Origin of the sequence: Microbacterium schleiferi, assembly GCF_020781975.1 — a bacterium.
GTDB lineage: Bacteria > Actinomycetota > Actinomycetes > Actinomycetales > Microbacteriaceae > Microbacterium.
The window spans coordinates 98,434-113,889 of sequence record NZ_JAJGNI010000006.1 but is presented as its reverse complement, the minus strand read 5'-3'; the positions used below and the strand labels follow the sequence as shown (position 1 = coordinate 113,889).

Here is a 15,456-nt window from a genome sequence, read left to right as displayed (position 1 = left end):
GTGATGGAACGGCCTACCCTGAGGGAGTGGGCACCGAAGCAATCGAAACGACCATCAGCACCGGAACACTCCGCGGGAGCGTGACGGACGGCATCCGTCGCTTCCTCGGCATCCCGTACGCCGCGCCTCCCTTCGGCTCGCGGCGATTCCGGCTGCCCGCGGCACCGGATGCCTGGGTCGGGGTGCGCGATGCGACGCAGTTCGGGCCCTCGGCACCGCAAACGCCCTACCGCGGCAGGATCGGAGAACTCCTGCCGAGCCTGACCAGCGACGGGACCAACGAAGACATCCTGACCGTCAACGTCTGGGCCCCGACGGACGCGACCGACCCGGCATCCGGGCCGCTACCTGTCGTGCTCTGGATCCACGGCGGCGCGTTCGAGCGCGGCGGGAGTTCGATCGCCGGGTACGACGGGACGAGTTTTGCCCGGGGCGGCGTCGTGTTCGTCTCGGCGAACTACCGCCTCGGGTCCGAGGGTTTCTCGGTGCTCGAGGATGCCCCGCGCAATCTCGGCCTCGAAGACGTCGCTGCGGCCCTTCGCTGGACGCACGCTGAGATCGCGGCGTTCGGTGGAGACCTCTCGCGCATCACGGTCATGGGAGAGTCTGCCGGCGGGGCGCTGGTCGCCGCGCTCCTCTCCCGACCCGACACCGCGCCCCTCATCTCGGGCGCGATCATCGAGTCAGGGCCCCTGGATGCCGTCGACCCGAAGCGGGCGGGCCGGGTCACCCGCGCGCTCGCCAAACGGCTCGGCGTGCCGGCGACGCGCGAGGCGTTTGCCGCGCTGTCGCCGGCCGAGCTGCTGGAGGCACGAACGGCCCAGGCTGCCGGCAGCTCGCCGCTGCGGGGCGCGCCCGGGTTCCTGCTCGCTCGCGACCCCGAGAGCCTCCCCGAATCCCCTCGCCAGGCACTCCCCACGGCCTCAGCCCCTATCCTCATCGGCACCAACACCGACGAGTACCGGCTCTGGTTCACGCCTGACGCGCTCGCGAAGATCTCGCCGTGGCAGGCCAGCCTCGGCCATCTTGCCCTGAGAATCCCGCGTGCCGCGGTGCGCGCCTACCGGGCCGCGTTCCCGGATGCCGGCACCGGCGACCGGCTCGGGCAAGCGCTCACTGACTCGATGCTGCGAGCGCCGATGACCCAGGTGGCGGATCGCCGAACGGCGCCGACCTTCGTCTACGAGTTCGCCTGGCAGAGCCCGGTCGACGGCCTCGGCGCCGGGCACGCTCTCGAACTCGGCTTCGTCTTCGACGGTGTGAGCAATCCCGACAGCATCCGAATGGCCGGGGATGCGCCGCCGCAGCGCCTCGCGGATGAAATGCACGGCGCGTGGGTGCGGATGATCCGCGACGGCGACCCGGGATGGGAGCCGTTTGCCCCCGGCCGCCGCGTGCGCGTCTTCGATGTCGACTCGCGGACGCTGCCGCTCCCGCGCGCTGCGGCCGTGGACGCCTTCAGACCGGCATCCTGACGGGACTTACGAGACGGTCACGAGGCTGACGCCGCGGCCTCGTCGTCCTCGGTAGCGACCAGTTGCCCGCACGCGCCGTCGATCTCTTTGCCGCGCGTGTCCCGCAGTGTCGTCGGGATGCCCGCGGCGTTCAGGCGCCGCACGAACTCGTTCTGCACGTGCGGTTCGGATGCCGTCCAGATGGAACCTGGCGTCGGATTGAGCGGAATCGGGTTGACGTGCACCCAACCGCGCCCGCGCGCGTTGAGCTTCTGCGCCAGCAGGTCGGCCCGCCACGGGTGGTCGTTCATGTCTTTGATGAGGGCGTACTCGATCGAGACGCGACGGCCCGTCCGCTCGAAGTAGCCGCGGGCGGCATCCAGCGCCTCATCGACCTTCCAGCGCGAGTTCACGGGGATGAGTTCGTCGCGCAGTTCGTCGTCGGGAGCGTGCAGAGACAGGGCGAAGGTGACCGGGATGTCTTCGGCGGCAAGTTTGGTGATCGCGGGCACAAGTCCCACTGTCGACACCGTGATGCCACGAGCGCTCATGCCCATGCCGTGCTTCTTGTCGGTCATCACCCGAACCGCCTGCATGACACGGGCGTAGTTGGCAAGCGGCTCCCCCATCCCCATGAAGACGATGTTCGACACCCGCTCCAGGGACTGATCGGTGCTGCGCTTGCCGCCGAGCTCACCTCGGGCGATCGCTTGATTGGCGCGCACCACCTGGTCGACGATTTCGGCAGCCGACATGTTCCGGGTGAGCCCCGCCTGGCCGGTCGCGCAGAACGGGCAGTTCATTCCACATCCGGCCTGGCTTGATACGCACAGGGTGATCCGACCCGGGTACCGCATGAGAACCGACTCGACGAGCGCACCGTCGTGCAGTTTCCAGAGGAACTTGATCGTGTCGCCCTTGTCGGTGTCGAGCCGGCGCACCTCAGTCAGCAGCGGCGGCAGCAGCCCCGCGACAAGTTCCTCACGACCGGATGCCGGCAGATCGGTCATCTCTGCCGGATCGCTCGTCCAGCGGGTCAGGTAATGGCGCTCAAGCTGACCGGCGCGAAAGCCCGGAAGACCGAGTTCCTTGGCCTTCTCGACGCGCTGTTCGGGAGTCAGATCGGCCAGGTGCACGGGAGGCTTGCCGCGCTTGGGGCTCGCGAACTGCAAGAGCGGCCGGCCCTCGGCATCCTTCTTCTGTTGCCATCCTTCGGTGGCAGGGCGCACCTGAGGCGCGCCGGAGGACGTGGGAGGGAGCGCGCGAGCCATGACTCCAGGGTAAGCGAGCGGATGCCGCGCGACCCTGCTCGACCGGCGAAGCCCTGTCGGCGCTGCGAAGCCTAGTCGGCGCTGTCAAGCCCTGCCCACGCAGGCTACTGCCCAGTACCGTGAGGTCGTGCCCCACGACGATCTCGAGATCCGCCCGATCACTCCCGACGACGCCGGCGAGGTGCTGACGTTGCAGCGCGCCGCCTTCGTGCAGGAGGCGATCATCTACGGCACCCCGCACATGCCCCCGTTGACACAGACACTGGAGGAGATATCCGCCGAACTGGTCGAGAACCTCGGCTGCGTCGCGCTGCGCGGACCCCGGATCGTCGGAGCCGTCCGCGCACAGCAGGACGGCGAGCTGCTGCTCATCGGGCGGCTCGCGATCGCACCCGATCAGCAGGGCGGGGGAATCGGCACGGCGCTGCTCGCAGCAGTCGAGCAGCGGGGGAAGGATGCCGGCGCCACGACAGCCGAACTGTTCACCGGGTCGCTGTCCGAGGCGAATCTGCGCCTGTACGAACGCGAAGGCTACGTCGAAAGCGAGCGCGTGCCGGGAGATGCCGGCATCGAGCAGGTGTTCCTGCGCAAGACACTCGACTGATCAGTTGCGGCGAGGCCCCGGAACCGTGCGTCAGTCGAGGAAGATGTCGGGGAACAGCTGATCGTCCGGAGTTCCCGGCACCGCGGCGTAACCCGAGAAGTCCGTGACACCCGCAGCCTCGAGTACGTCCTCGACGATCAGTGTCTGGCCGGTGTAGTCCCGCGAGGGTTTCGTGATCACCTCGTACGCGGCATCCGCGTAGATCTCGGGGGTGCGACTGACCTTCATCATCTGGTCGCCGCCGAGCGCGAACTGCACGGCCGCTGTCGCGATCGTGGTCCGGGGCCAGAGCGTGTTGGCCGCGATGCCATCCTTCGCGAACTCGGCGCCGATACCGAGGGTCGCCATCGTCATCCCGTACTTTGCGAGCGTGTAGCCGGTGTGCCCGCCAAGCCACCGCGGCGAGAGGTTCAGGGGCGGCGACAGCGACAGGATGTGCGGGTTCTCTGCCTCGCGCAGGATCGGGACAGCCGCTCGCGAGAGCATGAACGTGCCGCGCACATTCACGCCCTGCATCAGGTCGTACTTCTTGGCGGAAAGATCGAGCGAGCCCGACAGGTCGATCACGCTCGCGTTGTTGATCACGACGTCGATTCCCCCGAACTCGCCCTGGGTCTTCAGCACTGCCGCGGTGACATCGTCATCGTTGCGCACGTCACCCACGATCGGCAGCGCACTCCCGCCCGCCGCCTCGATCGCCTCGGCCGCGGTGTGAACGGTGCCCTCGAGCTTCGGATGCGGGGTGTCGGTCTTCGCGAGGATGGCGATGTTCGCTCCGTCGGCCGCACAGCGCAGCGCGATCGCAAGCCCGATCCCGCGGCTACCGCCGGAGAGCAGAACGGTCTTTCCGGCAAGCTTCTTCTCGGTCACGCGAGGTCCTTTCGGGTGGCGGATGTGGTGGCGGTGTCGTTCTTCGGGGTACGGGATGCCGCAGCGAACGCGGCGATTCGCGTCCGAGCGTCGTGGGTGCCGAATCGTTCCCCGATCGTCTGCGCCTCGTCTTCGAGGTTCTGGGCGAACGCGCGGCCCGCGCCTGAGCGCACGAGTCGCTTCGCTTCACCGATGGCCACAACAGCACCCGACTGCCAGAAATCAGCAACCTCCCGTGCGCGCGCAGCAACCTGATCGGCCGGAACAACCTCGTTCACCAGACCCCACTCGAGAGCTTCGGCGGCAGTGAGGCTCCGATCCTGCAGCAGCATCGTCAGTGCACGGCGCTGGCCGATTGCGGCGGGGAGCAGTGTCGAGACACCAAGGTCGGGGGTGAGCCCGATGTTGGCGTACTTGCTCACGAAGCGGGCCGCTTCAGAGGCGACGATGTAGTCGGCGCACAGCATCAGCCCGAGACCGCCGCCGGCGACAGCGCCCTGCACGGACGCCACGATCGGGGTCGACGAGCACACCAGCGTGAGGATCCCCTCGTGGATGACTCTCGCCATCGCCGTGACGGCGTCACCGGCACTCCCGTCGCCGGGGTCAGCCTCCGACATCGCCACCACGTCGCCGCCGGCGCAGAACGCCGGACCCGCGGCATCCAGCAAAATCGCCGTCACGGTGGGATCGCCGGTGAGTTCGACCGCCACATCTCGCCAGCGGCGACCCATCTCGAAGTCCACGGCGTTCAGGCGCGCGGGACGGTTCAAGGTGACGTGCGCGAGGCCGTCCTCGACCTCGACCAGGATGGAATCGCTCATCTCGGCCTCCTTCAGCAGTGAGGGTGCGGCCAGACGGCGTTCCCCTTCGAAACCTCCCGTCACTCTACTCTGGCCACCATCGCGCGCGAGCCCGCGTTTCACGATCCGTGGCACTGCGTCCCATCGGTGGTCGATGCCGGCGGCAACCACGAGACCCTTCCCGAGCGCACCGGCGGTAGGGTTGCGGCGTGAGCGGAGAACGGCGGCGCAGCTACTCCATTGGGGTAGCGATCGACTGGTTCTTCTTCGTGTTCGCCGGGGTATCGGCGCTCTGGCTCGCCTACCTGAGCTTGACCGAATCGTTCCGCGTCGGGTGGTGGGGCGTGCTCGTCGCTATCGCGTTCTGGGCCCTGCTTGCGTACCTGGTGCTGCCACGCATCCACCGCATCCTCACGACGATCTACGTGCCGGGCTACTTCATCGGACGCACCCGAACGAGCGACGGCCTGCTCGGCGATCCGGTCAACCTTGCCTTCATGGGTGAAGAGGCTGCGCTGCACGAGGCGATGGAGCGGGCCGGCTGGACCCTCGCCGATCCGGTCACGCTGCGGTCATCCGTCCGGATCGTCACCTCAACGCTCACCCGTCGCAGCTATCACCAAGCCCCCGTCAGTCCGCTGTTCCTCTTCGGCCGGATGCAGGACTTCGCCTACCAGCAGGAGGTCGACGGCAACCCCGCGCAGCGTCACCACGTCAGGTTCTGGCGGTGCCCCGACGACTGGCCACTCCCCGGCGGCCGCCGAGTCGAATGGCTCGCGGCGGGAACCTTCGACAGCTCCGTCGGCTTGTCGCTGTTCACGCTCCAGGTCACACACCGCATCGATGCCGACACGGATGTCGAACGCGACCACATCGTCAGTTCGCTGCTTGCGGCAGACCCCGGCATCCGTGTCGAGGTGATCGAGGACTTCTCGACGAGCTACCACGCTCGTAACGGCGGCGGTGACTCGATCCGCACCGACGGAGACCTGCCGATCCTGGATCTGCGGCCGGTGGCGGTAGCCGAGGCCGCCACTACCGACGCCGCAACCGATATGACCGATGCCTCCCTCTCGGCCTCTGGCGTCCAGGAGGTCGCGACGGTAGCGGCAGTGACCGCGACGGAGGCTCCACAGAACCTGCCGCGTAAACGCGTAGCTTTCGAACCGCCGACGACGCTGTTCGCCCCGCTCACCCGGGACCCCGGCATGCGCCGCCCTGCGACGATCACGACGGGGACACTCCTTCTGTTGTTGCGGGTGCTCGCCGGCATCCTGTTGATCATTGGCCTGTGGGCGGAGTGGCCCGACGTGATGGACAGCTCCGACCTGGCCGTCAGCGGCGATGTACTCACGGCGGAGGAAGAACAATTCGCGCTCTGGATCGTGATCGCCCTGATGGGCGTGAGCCTCGCGGTTCAGGTGAGCGTGCTGCTCTCGCTGTGGTGGGGACGCAACTGGGCTCGTCTGGTCGTCATGGTCTTCGCGGTCGTCTCGATATCGACGGCGTTCACGACGTGGTTCCTGCGGGAGCAGGAGATCACCCTGCGAACGTCGCTCCTGGCTGTCGGTCTCGATGTCTTGATCCTGCTGGCGCTCTCAAGCCGCAGCGCGGCTGCCTATTCCCGCCGCCGCGAACGACGCGACGCCGGGCGTGCTGACTCGATTAGCGCGGCGCCATCCGGATAGCTCCGTCGAGCCGGATCGTCTCCCCGTTGAGATAACCGTTCTCGACGATGCTCATCGCGAGCGCCGCGTACTCCTGCGGCCGCCCCAGACGCGCCGGGTACGGCACCTGCTGACCGAGCGAATCCTGCGCCGCCTTCGGCAGGGCGGCGAGCATCGGAGTCTCCATGATCCCGGGAGCGATCGTGACGACGCGGATCGCGTGCCGGGCAAGCTCCCGCGCGATCGGCAGCGTCATGGCGTGCACCCCGCCCTTGCTGGCGGCGTACCCCGGCTGGCCGATCTGGCCGTCGAAGGCAGCGACACTGGCGGTGTTGATGATCACGCCCCGGTCGCCGGACTCGGCATCCGGTTCTGTTCGGGCGATCACTGCCGCGGCATGCGCGAGCACCGTGTACGTCCCGACCAGGTTGATGCGGACGATCCGCTCGAACGCGGCGATCGACGAGGGCTCTCCATCCCGATCGAGCACCTTGGCCGGGGGCGCGATGCCTGCACAGTTCACGACGACCCGAAGCGGGCCGGATGCCGCAGCGACCGCGACCGCGTCGCGCACGGCCTCGGAATCCGTGACATCCGCCGGAGCAAAGGTGCCGCCGAGGCGTGCCGCGACGTCTGCGCCGGGCGAGCCGGGCAGGTCGATGATCGTGACCAGCGCCCCGGCAGCGGCGAGCCGCTCCGCCGTCGCCAACCCCAGACCGCTCGCTCCGCCGGTGACGAGAGCTGCAGCACCACTGACCTTCATCCGACTCTCCTTCGTGTCGCGCCCCAGGCTACCCCCGAGGTGACTGCCGGTTCAGGACGGACCGAGGATGAAGTTCCACGAGCCGGTGAGGACGGCGGCGGTGACGGCGACCGCGGCGATTGCCGCACCGAGGAGTACCAGCAACCACTCAGCCAGTCCGAACCGGGACTCGCGCGCCCACGTGCGCGGGCCGGGTGCACCGAAGCCGCGGGCCTCCATCGCGACAGCGAGTTTCGTACCCCGGCGGATGGAGAGCACGAGCAGCGCGAAAGCCATTCCGAGGAACCGACGGATACGGCCGCGGTCGGCCACACCGCGCGAGCGACGCGCGAGCTCGAGCGCACGCCAGTCATCGACGAACAGTCCGACCATCCGCAGACCGGCGAGCCCGCCGAGGACGAACCGGGCCGGGAGTCGAAGCACCTGCGCGAGCCCGTCGGCAAGATCGGTCGGGTCAACGGTGGCGAACAGAACGACCGACGGCAGCGCTATCGCGAGCACCCGAAGCATCGTGGCAAGCGCCAGAGTCAGCGATCCCTCGCTGACCCGCACCACGAACCACTCCAGGAAGATCACTCCACTCGCCTGGCCGTACAGCGCGATCGTCACGCCGGTGAGCGGCGCAAGCAGCCACACGATCCACGTGCGCCGCCAGAAACGACTCCAGCCGAGGCCAGCGAAAGGGAACAGAGCGAGTTCAATCGCCAGCGCGACCCCGGCCGACACCGCATCCAGGGTCAGCACCAGCGGAATCGTCAGCACGACGATCGCCAGCAGCTTCGCGACCGGATTCAGTCGCGCCACCCGTGAGGGCGCGACAGTCTGGATGTCGATCACGACGACCCGCCGAGCACGAAACTGTCGGCGCCCAGTGCCTCGACGACGTCGAGATCGTGCGTGATCGTCACGACCGCCGACCCCTCATCGCGCACCCGGCCAAGGAGGGCGACGAGTTCGGCCCAGGTGCGCGCGTCCTGCCCGAAGGTGGGTTCGTCGAGAATGAGGACCCGGGGTCGAGTCGCGAGAGCCGCGGCGACCGTGAGCCTGCGCTTCTCGCCTCCCGAGAGCGTGTAAGGGTTGGCATCGGCGAGCCTGTCCAGCCGCAACCGGTGCAGCAGCTCATCGACGCGTGCCGCGATTTCGGACTCCACGAGACCCAGCGCTCGTGGACCGACCTCGAGCTCGCCGCGCACCGTTCGTGCGAGCAACTGATGCTCGGGATCTTGGAACACCATGCCAAGGCGGGTGAGCAGTGCTCGCGAGGGCCACTGGTGGGGATGCCCACGCTCTCCCGCGGCAAGCGCCGCGGAGGCCACGACAGACCCCGCGGCGGGTGCGATCAGCCCGGCAAGGGTCAGCCCGAGCGTGGACTTGCCGGCACCGTTGGGTCCGGTGATCGCCGTCACACCCGCTTCGACGATGTCGAGCCGCGGGACCTCGGCAACCGGCCGACCCGGCACCCGAGCGACGACCAGATCGTGGGCCGACACCAGCACCGAACCCCGAGCGTGTAGGGCGCGCGGGGGCCACGCCGGGCGATGGCCGGGGACCCAGACGCCGGCCGCGGCGAGATCGGCGCCTCGGTCGCGCAGCACCGCGTCCGGCGAGCCGTCGGCGACGACGACGCCAGCCTCGAGGACCACGACCCGATCGACCAGCGACTCCCAGGCCGCTATCCGATGCTCGACGACAACGAGGGTGGCTCCCGTTTGGTCGACGACGCGGGCGACGGCATCCCGCACCTGCTCGACGCCGTCGGGGTCGAGATTGGCCGTCGGTTCGTCAAGGATGATGAGGCCTGGCCGCATCGCGACGATGGCGGCGAGCGCCAGCCGCTGCTTCTGCCCTCCCGACAGAGCGGTCGTCGAGTGATCCAGCGGCACGTCAAGTCCCACCAGGTCGAGGGCCTCGCGCACGCGCGACCAGATCTCTTCGCGGGGGACGCCGAGGTTCTCGCAACCGAACGCGACCTCATCGCCGACCCGCGCTAGCACGACCTGGGAATCGGGGTCCTGCAGCACGAGGCCCGTGCTGCCGCGCGCCGCACTCGGCGGGGAGCCGTCGAGAAGAATCGATCCCTCGCTCTCGCCCTCGTCGCCGCCGAGCACTCCGGCCATCGCCCTCACGAGTGTGGACTTGCCCGACCCCGATGCTCCCAGCAGCAGCACCCTCTCGCCGGCGCCGATCTGCAGATCGATGTCGCGCAATGCCCATGCCCGCCGACTGCCGTGCCGCCAGCCCCAGCCGTCGATCCTGACAGCAACGGGACGAGGGCTGGCCGGAGAAGTCCGAGAAGACTGCGCCGTCACGTCAGACGCGCTGCCGGACTTCACGCCCGGCAGGGAAGGCATCGAGTGCGCCCGTCGCGGCAAGCGCCCGCACCAACAACCACGAGAGCAGACCCGCGATCACCGCACCCGAGATGACAGTGCTGATCAGGTAGACGATCGTGAAGGTCACGTCGGCTCCCGCGTACCAGAGGATCAGATTGTTGATGCCGCCGGCCAGCGCGGCGCCGGCTCCGGCGAGGATGGCGACCGGAAGCGTCCAGACGCGGTAAGCGAAGATCAGGAAGATGATCTCGGCGCCGAGCCCCTGCACGAAGCCGGCCTCGAGCGTCAGGAACCCGCCCCACTGATTGCCGACCAGCGCCGAGACGACGGCAGCGAGCAGCTCGGTGTAGATCGCGGCACCCGGCTTGCGGATGACGAGAGCGCCCAGGACTCCGGCGAACAGCCACGGTCCGTCAAGCAGACCCTGCAGGCCCGGCAGCAGCGGCTCGAGCAGCGCGCTCGGGCCGACGTAACCGACGTTCCAGGCCAGGAAGATCAGGCCGGATGCCACACCGATGACGCTGGCGACGACGATGTCGACGATCCGCCAACGGAACCGGCGCGTGGTCGCTGTGGGGGTGGACGACGAAACAGACATTGTTCTCCTTCCTGCGCTGGCATGACCCAGATCAGGTTCGACGGTCGAAGCGTGGATTCGCTTCCTCTCAGCCCGGCACACCGGACTCCCGTGGTTCGTGGTGCCGAGTATACGCGCCAGGTACGGATAATCTGGGCGGGATGACCGACACGGAGGCGCCGACCGCCCCCGACCCGACCGACGCCGACCAGGCTTCGAGTGCGGCCGCGGGGGGAGCGGTGGAGCGCGCCGACACTGCAGCACTGCAGTGGGCTCGCCCTGCTAGCGCACCTGCCGCGCGCCGGATGCACGACGACCCGGACCAGGGCGACCTCCTGGACGGGATGCCGCGCCGCTCGCTGCTGCGCGGAACCGTCATCGGTCCGACGCTCATCGTGCTCGCTGTCGTCGCGGCATACGCCGCGGTAACCCTGCTCTGGCCGTTGACAGCGGTGATGCCGACGGCGCAGTCCGTCGATGTGGCGCCGCTCACGGCATCCGCTGCGGCTCCTGCCTGGCCCGCCGAGGGTTCGGCTGCAGTCGCCGTCGACGGGTTCGAGTCGACGTCTCCCGAGGGCACGCTGACCTCGACGACGGATGCGGCGCCGCTAGCGAGCATCACGAAGCTCGTGACCGCGCTCATGGTGCTCGACCGCCAGCCCCTCGCGCTCGGCGAAACCGGCCCAGAGTATGCGTTCACCTCGCGCGATCGCTCCACCTACTGGAACTACCGCGGGCGCGGCGAGTCGGCGCTCGACGTCCCTGTCGGCGGGTCCCTCACCGAGTACCAGATGCTGCAGGGGCTACTGATCGGCTCTGCGAACAACTATGCGGCCCGCCTGGCCGACCAGTTCTGGCCGACGGACGAGGTCTTCGAGAGCGCCGCAGCCGACTGGCTGAGAACCCACGGAATCAGCGGCATCACGGTCGTGGAGCCCTCGGGTATCGACTCCGACAATGTCGGCACTCCTGCGGGCGTGATCGCACTCGGCCGCAAGGCGCTCGAGAACCCGGTGATAGCCGAGATCGTCGCGACACCGATGGTGAACCTGCCCGGCGCCGGTGAGGTCACGAACACCAACGACCTGCTGGCGGATCCGGGCGTCGTCGGCATCAAGACGGGTTCGCTCTTCGTCAACGGCCGAGAGGTCGACGACCTGGCCACCGCGAGAGACCTCACGATCAGCGACACGACGGTCCGCACCTACGCGACGGTTCTGGCCCAGCCGAGCGACGAGTCGCGAGACAGCTCGGCCCGGGCGTTGCTTGCTCAGCTCGAGGCGGAGCTCACGACCCCGTACGTCATCCCGGCCGGCACGGTCGTCGGGACAGTGGAGACCGCGTGGGGATCGAACCCAGAGATCCGCACGACTGCGGATGCCGCGGTCATCCTCTGGAACGGCGCGGCATCGAGTTCGTCATCCACGCTCGCTGTCGACGACTGGGAAGCCGGATCACCGGCTGGCACGTTCACCCTCACCGGCCCGGTGAACTCCACCACCGTCGAAGCCGCGGTGTCTGCCGAGATCGAGCAGCCCTCGCCATGGTGGCGCTTGACGCATCCGCTGCAGCTGTTCGGTCTGATCGACTGAGGCCCCGGGCCCGGTCTCAGCCCCAGAGGGGCGTCGGCGGCGTGAACCCGTAAGCCTGATCGAGAAGGTCGGCGGGAAGCTCCTGGCCGGGGGCGGGGTTCCAGCGCGGTGAGCGGTCTTTGTCGACGAGTTGCGCGCGAATGCCCTCCACGAGATCGGGCTGCGTCGTCCCGAACCACAGCACAAGCCCGTACTCCTGGGCAAGCGCTGCGCGCAGGTCGGGGAGCTTCCGCGCGCGTCGGACCGCCTCGAGCGTCACCGCGAGCGCTGTGGGCGGAAGCGTCCCGAGGTGCGCAGCGGTCTCGCGCGCGGCATCCTCGGGCCGTCCGCGCAGTGCGTCGACGATCTGGGCGACGGTCGGCTGGGCGAACGCGACGTCGATCCACTCCAGCTCACCGGTCAGGGTTCCGGGAGCTGGATCTGTCGCGACGGCCTGGATCGCACTGTCGAGGTCGACCCTATCCTCGAGCGCCGACAGCAGGCCTTCGAGCCGCACGCTCGGGACGTGGTGGTCGGCAAGGCCCGCCGCTATGGCGTCGGCCGGCCCGACGGTGTTGCCGGTGAGCGCCAGGTACTCGCCGACCCGCCCGGGGGCACGGCCGAGCAGCCACGATCCGCCGACATCCGGCGTGAAGCCGATCCGCGTTTCGGGCATCGCGAGCATCGATCGCTCGGTGACGATGCGGTGCGAGGCATGGCCGGCAAGACCGATTCCACCGCCCATCGTGATCCCGTCGGCGAACGCGACGATCGGATGCCGATACTCCGCGATCCGGGCGTTGAGGGCGTACTCGGCGCGGAAGAAGGCCTCGACCTGCTCGGGATGATCGCCGATCAGCGTCTCGTACAGCCCGCGAACATCGCCCCCGGCGCAGAACCCGCGATCGCCGCCGCCGCGCAGAACGACAGCTCGGATGCTGTCGTCCCGCTCCCACCGCTCAAGAGCCGCGGCAAGCACCTCGACCATCTCGAGATCGAGGGCGTTCAGCGCCCGCGGTCGTTGCAGGGTCAGGATGCCGATCTCGCCGCGCTGCTCGATCTCAACCGTCGGTGTACTCTCCACGGTCCCACGGTAGCGAGGGACCGCCACGGAGGGGGGTCTTCGACCGCCCTCGGGCGTGGTGCCGCATCCGTAAGGGCTGCGTCGGCCAAACTGGTGCGCAATCCACACCCAGGGAGGGGCTCGTCATGCCCGACGGACAGGTTCTGGAGTTCGCGGGGCTTACCAAGCGCTTCGGGACGATCTCGGCAGTCGCCGACCTCACGTGCAGCATCCAGCCGGGGCGCATCACGGCGTTTCTCGGACCCAATGGGGCCGGCAAGACCACGACGCTGCGGATGCTGCTGGGTCTGATCCGTCCCACCTCCGGCTCGGCGACCATCGGCGGTCGCCGCTACGACGAACTCACCCATCCCCTGCACACGGTCGGTGCGGTTCTCGAGGCGACCGGGTTTCATCCTGGCCGCACGGGAGCAGCCCATCTCACGGTGTATGCACAAGCTGCCGGCATCCCGCGTTCGCGCGTCGATGAGGTACTGGAGCTGGTCGGACTCTCGCACGCTGCGGGACGCAAGGTCGGCGGCTACTCCCTCGGGATGCGCCAGCGGCTCGGGGTTGCGTTCGCGCTGCTCGGTGACCCCGGCGTGCTCGTGCTCGACGAGCCCACCAATGGCCTCGATCCCGAAGGCATCCGCTGGATGCGGTCGTTCCTGCGGACTCTGGCCGGCGAGGGGCGGACGATCCTGGTGTCGTCTCACCTTCTCGCCGAAGTGCAGCAGACGGTGGATGCCGCGCTCATCATCTCGGGCGGACGCCTCGTCTTCGAGGGGTCGCTCGCCGACCTCGCGTACCAGGAGGTTCCGGTCACCCTCGTCGACTCTCCCGACCGCGGCGCACTCGTCACGGCGCTGGAGGCTGCGGGTGTTCCGCTCGAAATCCTGCGCACCGGCATCCAGGTGGAGGGCCTCGACGCCGCTCGTGTGGGCGCGATCGCTGCCTCTGCCGGCATCGCCCTCTCGGCACTGACCGACCGGGGGCCGGCCCTCGAAGAGATCTTCCTCGAGTACGTCAACGGAACGAGGCCGCCGCGGCTGCTGACGGACGAGCCTCAGCCAGAGGTCCCGATCGAGACCGAGGAGCAGCCTGAGGTCACGACGGCGTCGGATTCCGAGGCCGATACGCCCGTCGGTGCGTCAGCCGACGAGGAAGGGGCGAACCGATGACCGTCGCCACCGTTACCCGGTCGGAGTTCACCAAGTTCTTTTCGACATCCCTGTGGTGGGTGTTGGGGCTCGTGCTCGTGGTCTACATCGCCTCCACGGCAGGCGCGCTTGCGTTCGTGTTCGGGGCCGTCAGCAACGGAACCCTTCCTGGAGACGGTGCGCCGGTCCCGACCGAGGGCGTCGCCCCCCTGCTGTATTCGCTGGCGGCGAGCGTCGGCTATGTCATCCCGCTCATCCTGGGCACCCTCATCGTTACGACCGAGTTCCGGCACAAGACTCTGACGGCAACGTTCCTTGCAACCCCCCGCCGCGGCACCGTCCTGTGGGCGAAGATCGTCGCGGGCATTGTGGTCGGCGTGGGCTTCGGGATCGTCGGCGCGCTGTCATCGGTCGGGCCCGCGGCGGGGTTTCTCACGGTGTTCGGTATCGATACCGACTTGGGAGCCGGGTCGACCTGGGCGCTGATCGCGCGGGTCGTGCTCGCGCTGACGATCTGGGTGGTCGTCGGGATCGGGGTCGGCACGCTGGTGCGCAACCAGGTAGCCGCCGTCGTCGGAGTGCTTGTCTTCACGCAGTTCCTCGAACCGATCGCCCGCACGGCAGGCGCGTTCGTGGAGGGACTCGACACCGTCACGAACTACCTGCCGGGCGCGGCAAGCGATGCCCTCGTCGGAGCCAGCATCTTCCAGATGGCGGGCGCAGGAGCCAGCACGAGCGGACTCGAATGGTGGGCTGGCGGCGCCGTCCTGCTCGGCTACGCGCTTGTGCTGCTCGTGCTCGGCTACGCGCTCAACTGGCGCCGCGACGTCAGCTGACGAGGTCGGCGACGTCTTCGGCTGGGCCCTCGACATCCAGCCGGAGCGCCTGGACCAGCGCCAGACCGTGTCGCGTCGTGAGCACGATGCGTTCGTAGTCCGGATGCTCCTCAAGGTCGATCACGACACCGGGCCGCCGCCCGCGCACCAGGACGAAATCCTCGCTGCCGGCTGACTTCCAGGTTCCCATGGCGACGACACCGCGCACATGCGTGCCGGGGCTCGGCACGCCGCGAAGCCAGGTCCACACGTCGTCGGTGAGCTGAACCTTTGCAATCGTGTCGCGCGGGAGGTCTACATTCTGCCGCCGGAATGCAAGCAGCCGCTCAGACCCCGACAACGCCACCTCCAGGTGGGCGGAGTCAAGCAGCAGGGTGACCATGAACCTAGTCTGCCAGCGGCGTTCGCGCCCTTACGGGGAGTTTGCTTACAAGCCCGCAACGATCCCTCTGCACCCTCCCTCCAACGGCAGACGCTCTGGCGC

Annotated in this window: 15 protein-coding genes and 1 riboswitch; of the genes, 6 read left to right on the top strand and 9 right to left on the bottom strand. The window is 68.6% G+C overall.

Features of this window, described 5'->3' with window-relative positions:
- Positions 1 to 26 precede the first annotated feature (26 nt).
- Positions 27 to 1,475: a carboxylesterase/lipase family protein gene (locus LL236_RS08700; protein ID WP_228178357.1), complete on the top strand. Its 1,449-nt coding sequence runs from the start codon at positions 27 to 29 to the stop codon at positions 1,473 to 1,475.
- A gap of 17 nt (positions 1,476 to 1,492) precedes the next feature.
- On the opposite strand, the gene rlmN is transcribed toward LL236_RS08700, so the two are convergent.
- Positions 1,493 to 2,725, bottom strand: coding sequence for a 23S rRNA (adenine(2503)-C(2))-methyltransferase RlmN (gene rlmN / locus LL236_RS08695; protein WP_228178356.1), 1,233 nt, complete (start codon positions 2,723 to 2,725; stop codon positions 1,493 to 1,495).
- A 127-nt stretch (positions 2,726 to 2,852) separates the two neighbouring features.
- On the opposite strand from rlmN, the gene LL236_RS08690 reads away from it, so the two are divergent.
- Positions 2,853 to 3,329 (top strand): GNAT family N-acetyltransferase, encoded by a 477-nt coding sequence (locus tag LL236_RS08690; RefSeq protein WP_228178355.1) that lies wholly within the window; start codon positions 2,853 to 2,855, stop codon positions 3,327 to 3,329.
- A gap of 30 nt (positions 3,330 to 3,359) precedes the next feature.
- Here the strand turns inward: LL236_RS08690 and LL236_RS08685 are convergent, their stop codons facing one another.
- Positions 3,360 to 4,199 carry an SDR family oxidoreductase gene (locus LL236_RS08685; RefSeq protein ID WP_228178354.1) on the bottom strand — a complete coding sequence of 280 codons (840 nt, stop codon included), beginning with the start codon at positions 4,197 to 4,199 and terminating at the stop codon, positions 3,360 to 3,362.
- Entirely contained in the window at positions 4,196 to 5,023 is an 828-nt protein-coding gene (locus LL236_RS08680; protein ID WP_228178353.1) for an enoyl-CoA hydratase/isomerase family protein, read from the bottom strand. The genes LL236_RS08685 and LL236_RS08680 overlap by 4 nt, the downstream gene beginning before the upstream one ends.
- Positions 5,024 to 5,211: 188 nt before the next feature.
- On the opposite strand from LL236_RS08680, the gene LL236_RS08675 reads away from it, so the two are divergent.
- Positions 5,212 to 6,690, top strand: coding sequence for an LssY C-terminal domain-containing protein (locus tag LL236_RS08675; RefSeq protein WP_228178352.1), 1,479 nt, complete (start codon positions 5,212 to 5,214; stop codon positions 6,688 to 6,690).
- On the opposite strand, the gene LL236_RS08670 is transcribed toward LL236_RS08675, so the two are convergent.
- From LL236_RS08670 to LL236_RS08655, 4 genes are all read right to left on the bottom strand, one after another.
- A complete protein-coding gene (locus tag LL236_RS08670) occupies positions 6,668 to 7,432 on the bottom strand; it encodes an SDR family NAD(P)-dependent oxidoreductase (protein ID WP_228178351.1) in 765 nt (254 codons plus the stop codon). The genes LL236_RS08675 and LL236_RS08670 overlap by 23 nt on opposite strands.
- A 51-nt stretch (positions 7,433 to 7,483) precedes the next feature.
- Positions 7,484 to 8,269 (bottom strand): energy-coupling factor transporter transmembrane component T family protein, encoded by a 786-nt coding sequence (locus tag LL236_RS08665; RefSeq protein WP_228178350.1) that lies wholly within the window; start codon positions 8,267 to 8,269, stop codon positions 7,484 to 7,486.
- Positions 8,266 to 9,639 carry an ABC transporter ATP-binding protein gene (locus LL236_RS08660; RefSeq protein ID WP_228178349.1) on the bottom strand — a complete coding sequence of 458 codons (1,374 nt, stop codon included), beginning with the start codon at positions 9,637 to 9,639 and terminating at the stop codon, positions 8,266 to 8,268. Before LL236_RS08660 ends, LL236_RS08665 begins: the two co-directional genes overlap by 4 nt.
- A 103-nt stretch (positions 9,640 to 9,742) precedes the next feature.
- The gene (locus LL236_RS08655; RefSeq protein WP_228178348.1) at positions 9,743 to 10,363 is read right to left on the bottom strand and encodes an ECF transporter S component; all 621 of its coding nucleotides are present in this window, start codon (positions 10,361 to 10,363) and stop codon (positions 9,743 to 9,745) included.
- Positions 10,355 to 10,465, bottom strand: a riboswitch (TPP riboswitch). Its footprint overlaps the gene before it by 9 nt.
- A gap of 38 nt (positions 10,466 to 10,503) precedes the next feature.
- On the opposite strand from LL236_RS08655, the gene LL236_RS08650 reads away from it, so the two are divergent.
- Positions 10,504 to 11,934, top strand: a complete 1,431-nt coding sequence (locus tag LL236_RS08650; RefSeq protein ID WP_228178347.1) for a D-alanyl-D-alanine carboxypeptidase family protein — start codon at positions 10,504 to 10,506, stop codon at positions 11,932 to 11,934.
- 16 nt (positions 11,935 to 11,950) lie between these two features.
- On the opposite strand, the gene LL236_RS08645 is transcribed toward LL236_RS08650, so the two are convergent.
- Positions 11,951 to 12,997 carry an enoyl-CoA hydratase/isomerase family protein gene (locus LL236_RS08645; RefSeq protein ID WP_228178346.1) on the bottom strand — a complete coding sequence of 349 codons (1,047 nt, stop codon included), beginning with the start codon at positions 12,995 to 12,997 and terminating at the stop codon, positions 11,951 to 11,953.
- A 125-nt stretch (positions 12,998 to 13,122) separates the two neighbouring features.
- On the opposite strand from LL236_RS08645, the gene LL236_RS08640 reads away from it, so the two are divergent.
- Both LL236_RS08640 and LL236_RS08635 read left to right on the top strand, forming a co-directional pair.
- Positions 13,123 to 14,157: an ABC transporter ATP-binding protein gene (locus LL236_RS08640; RefSeq protein ID WP_228178345.1), complete on the top strand. Its 1,035-nt coding sequence runs from the start codon at positions 13,123 to 13,125 to the stop codon at positions 14,155 to 14,157.
- Positions 14,154 to 14,972: an ABC transporter permease gene (locus LL236_RS08635; RefSeq protein WP_228178344.1), complete on the top strand. Its 819-nt coding sequence runs from the start codon at positions 14,154 to 14,156 to the stop codon at positions 14,970 to 14,972. Before LL236_RS08640 ends, LL236_RS08635 begins: the two co-directional genes overlap by 4 nt.
- Here LL236_RS08635 and LL236_RS08630 read toward each other — a convergent pair.
- A complete protein-coding gene (locus tag LL236_RS08630) occupies positions 14,965 to 15,354 on the bottom strand; it encodes a hypothetical protein (protein ID WP_228178343.1) in 390 nt (129 codons plus the stop codon). The genes LL236_RS08635 and LL236_RS08630 overlap by 8 nt on opposite strands.
- Between the last annotated feature and the right edge of the window lie 102 nt (positions 15,355 to 15,456).

Coding starts and splice junctions, on each gene's coding strand:
- rlmN (WP_228178356.1), bottom strand. CDS start 2,725: ATGGCTCGCGCGCTCCCTCCCACGTCCTCCGGCGCGCCTCAGGTGCGC.
- LL236_RS08680 (WP_228178353.1), bottom strand. CDS start 5,023: ATGAGCGATTCCATCCTGGTCGAGGTCGAGGACGGCCTCGCGCACGTC.
- LL236_RS08670 (WP_228178351.1), bottom strand. CDS start 7,432: ATGAAGGTCAGTGGTGCTGCAGCTCTCGTCACCGGCGGAGCGAGCGGT.
- LL236_RS08655 (WP_228178348.1), bottom strand. CDS start 10,363: ATGTCTGTTTCGTCGTCCACCCCCACAGCGACCACGCGCCGGTTCCGT.
- LL236_RS08650 (WP_228178347.1), top strand. CDS start 10,504: ATGACCGACACGGAGGCGCCGACCGCCCCCGACCCGACCGACGCCGAC.
- LL236_RS08640 (WP_228178345.1), top strand. CDS start 13,123: ATGCCCGACGGACAGGTTCTGGAGTTCGCGGGGCTTACCAAGCGCTTC.
- LL236_RS08635 (WP_228178344.1), top strand. CDS start 14,154: ATGACCGTCGCCACCGTTACCCGGTCGGAGTTCACCAAGTTCTTTTCG.
- LL236_RS08630 (WP_228178343.1), bottom strand. CDS start 15,354: ATGGTCACCCTGCTGCTTGACTCCGCCCACCTGGAGGTGGCGTTGTCG.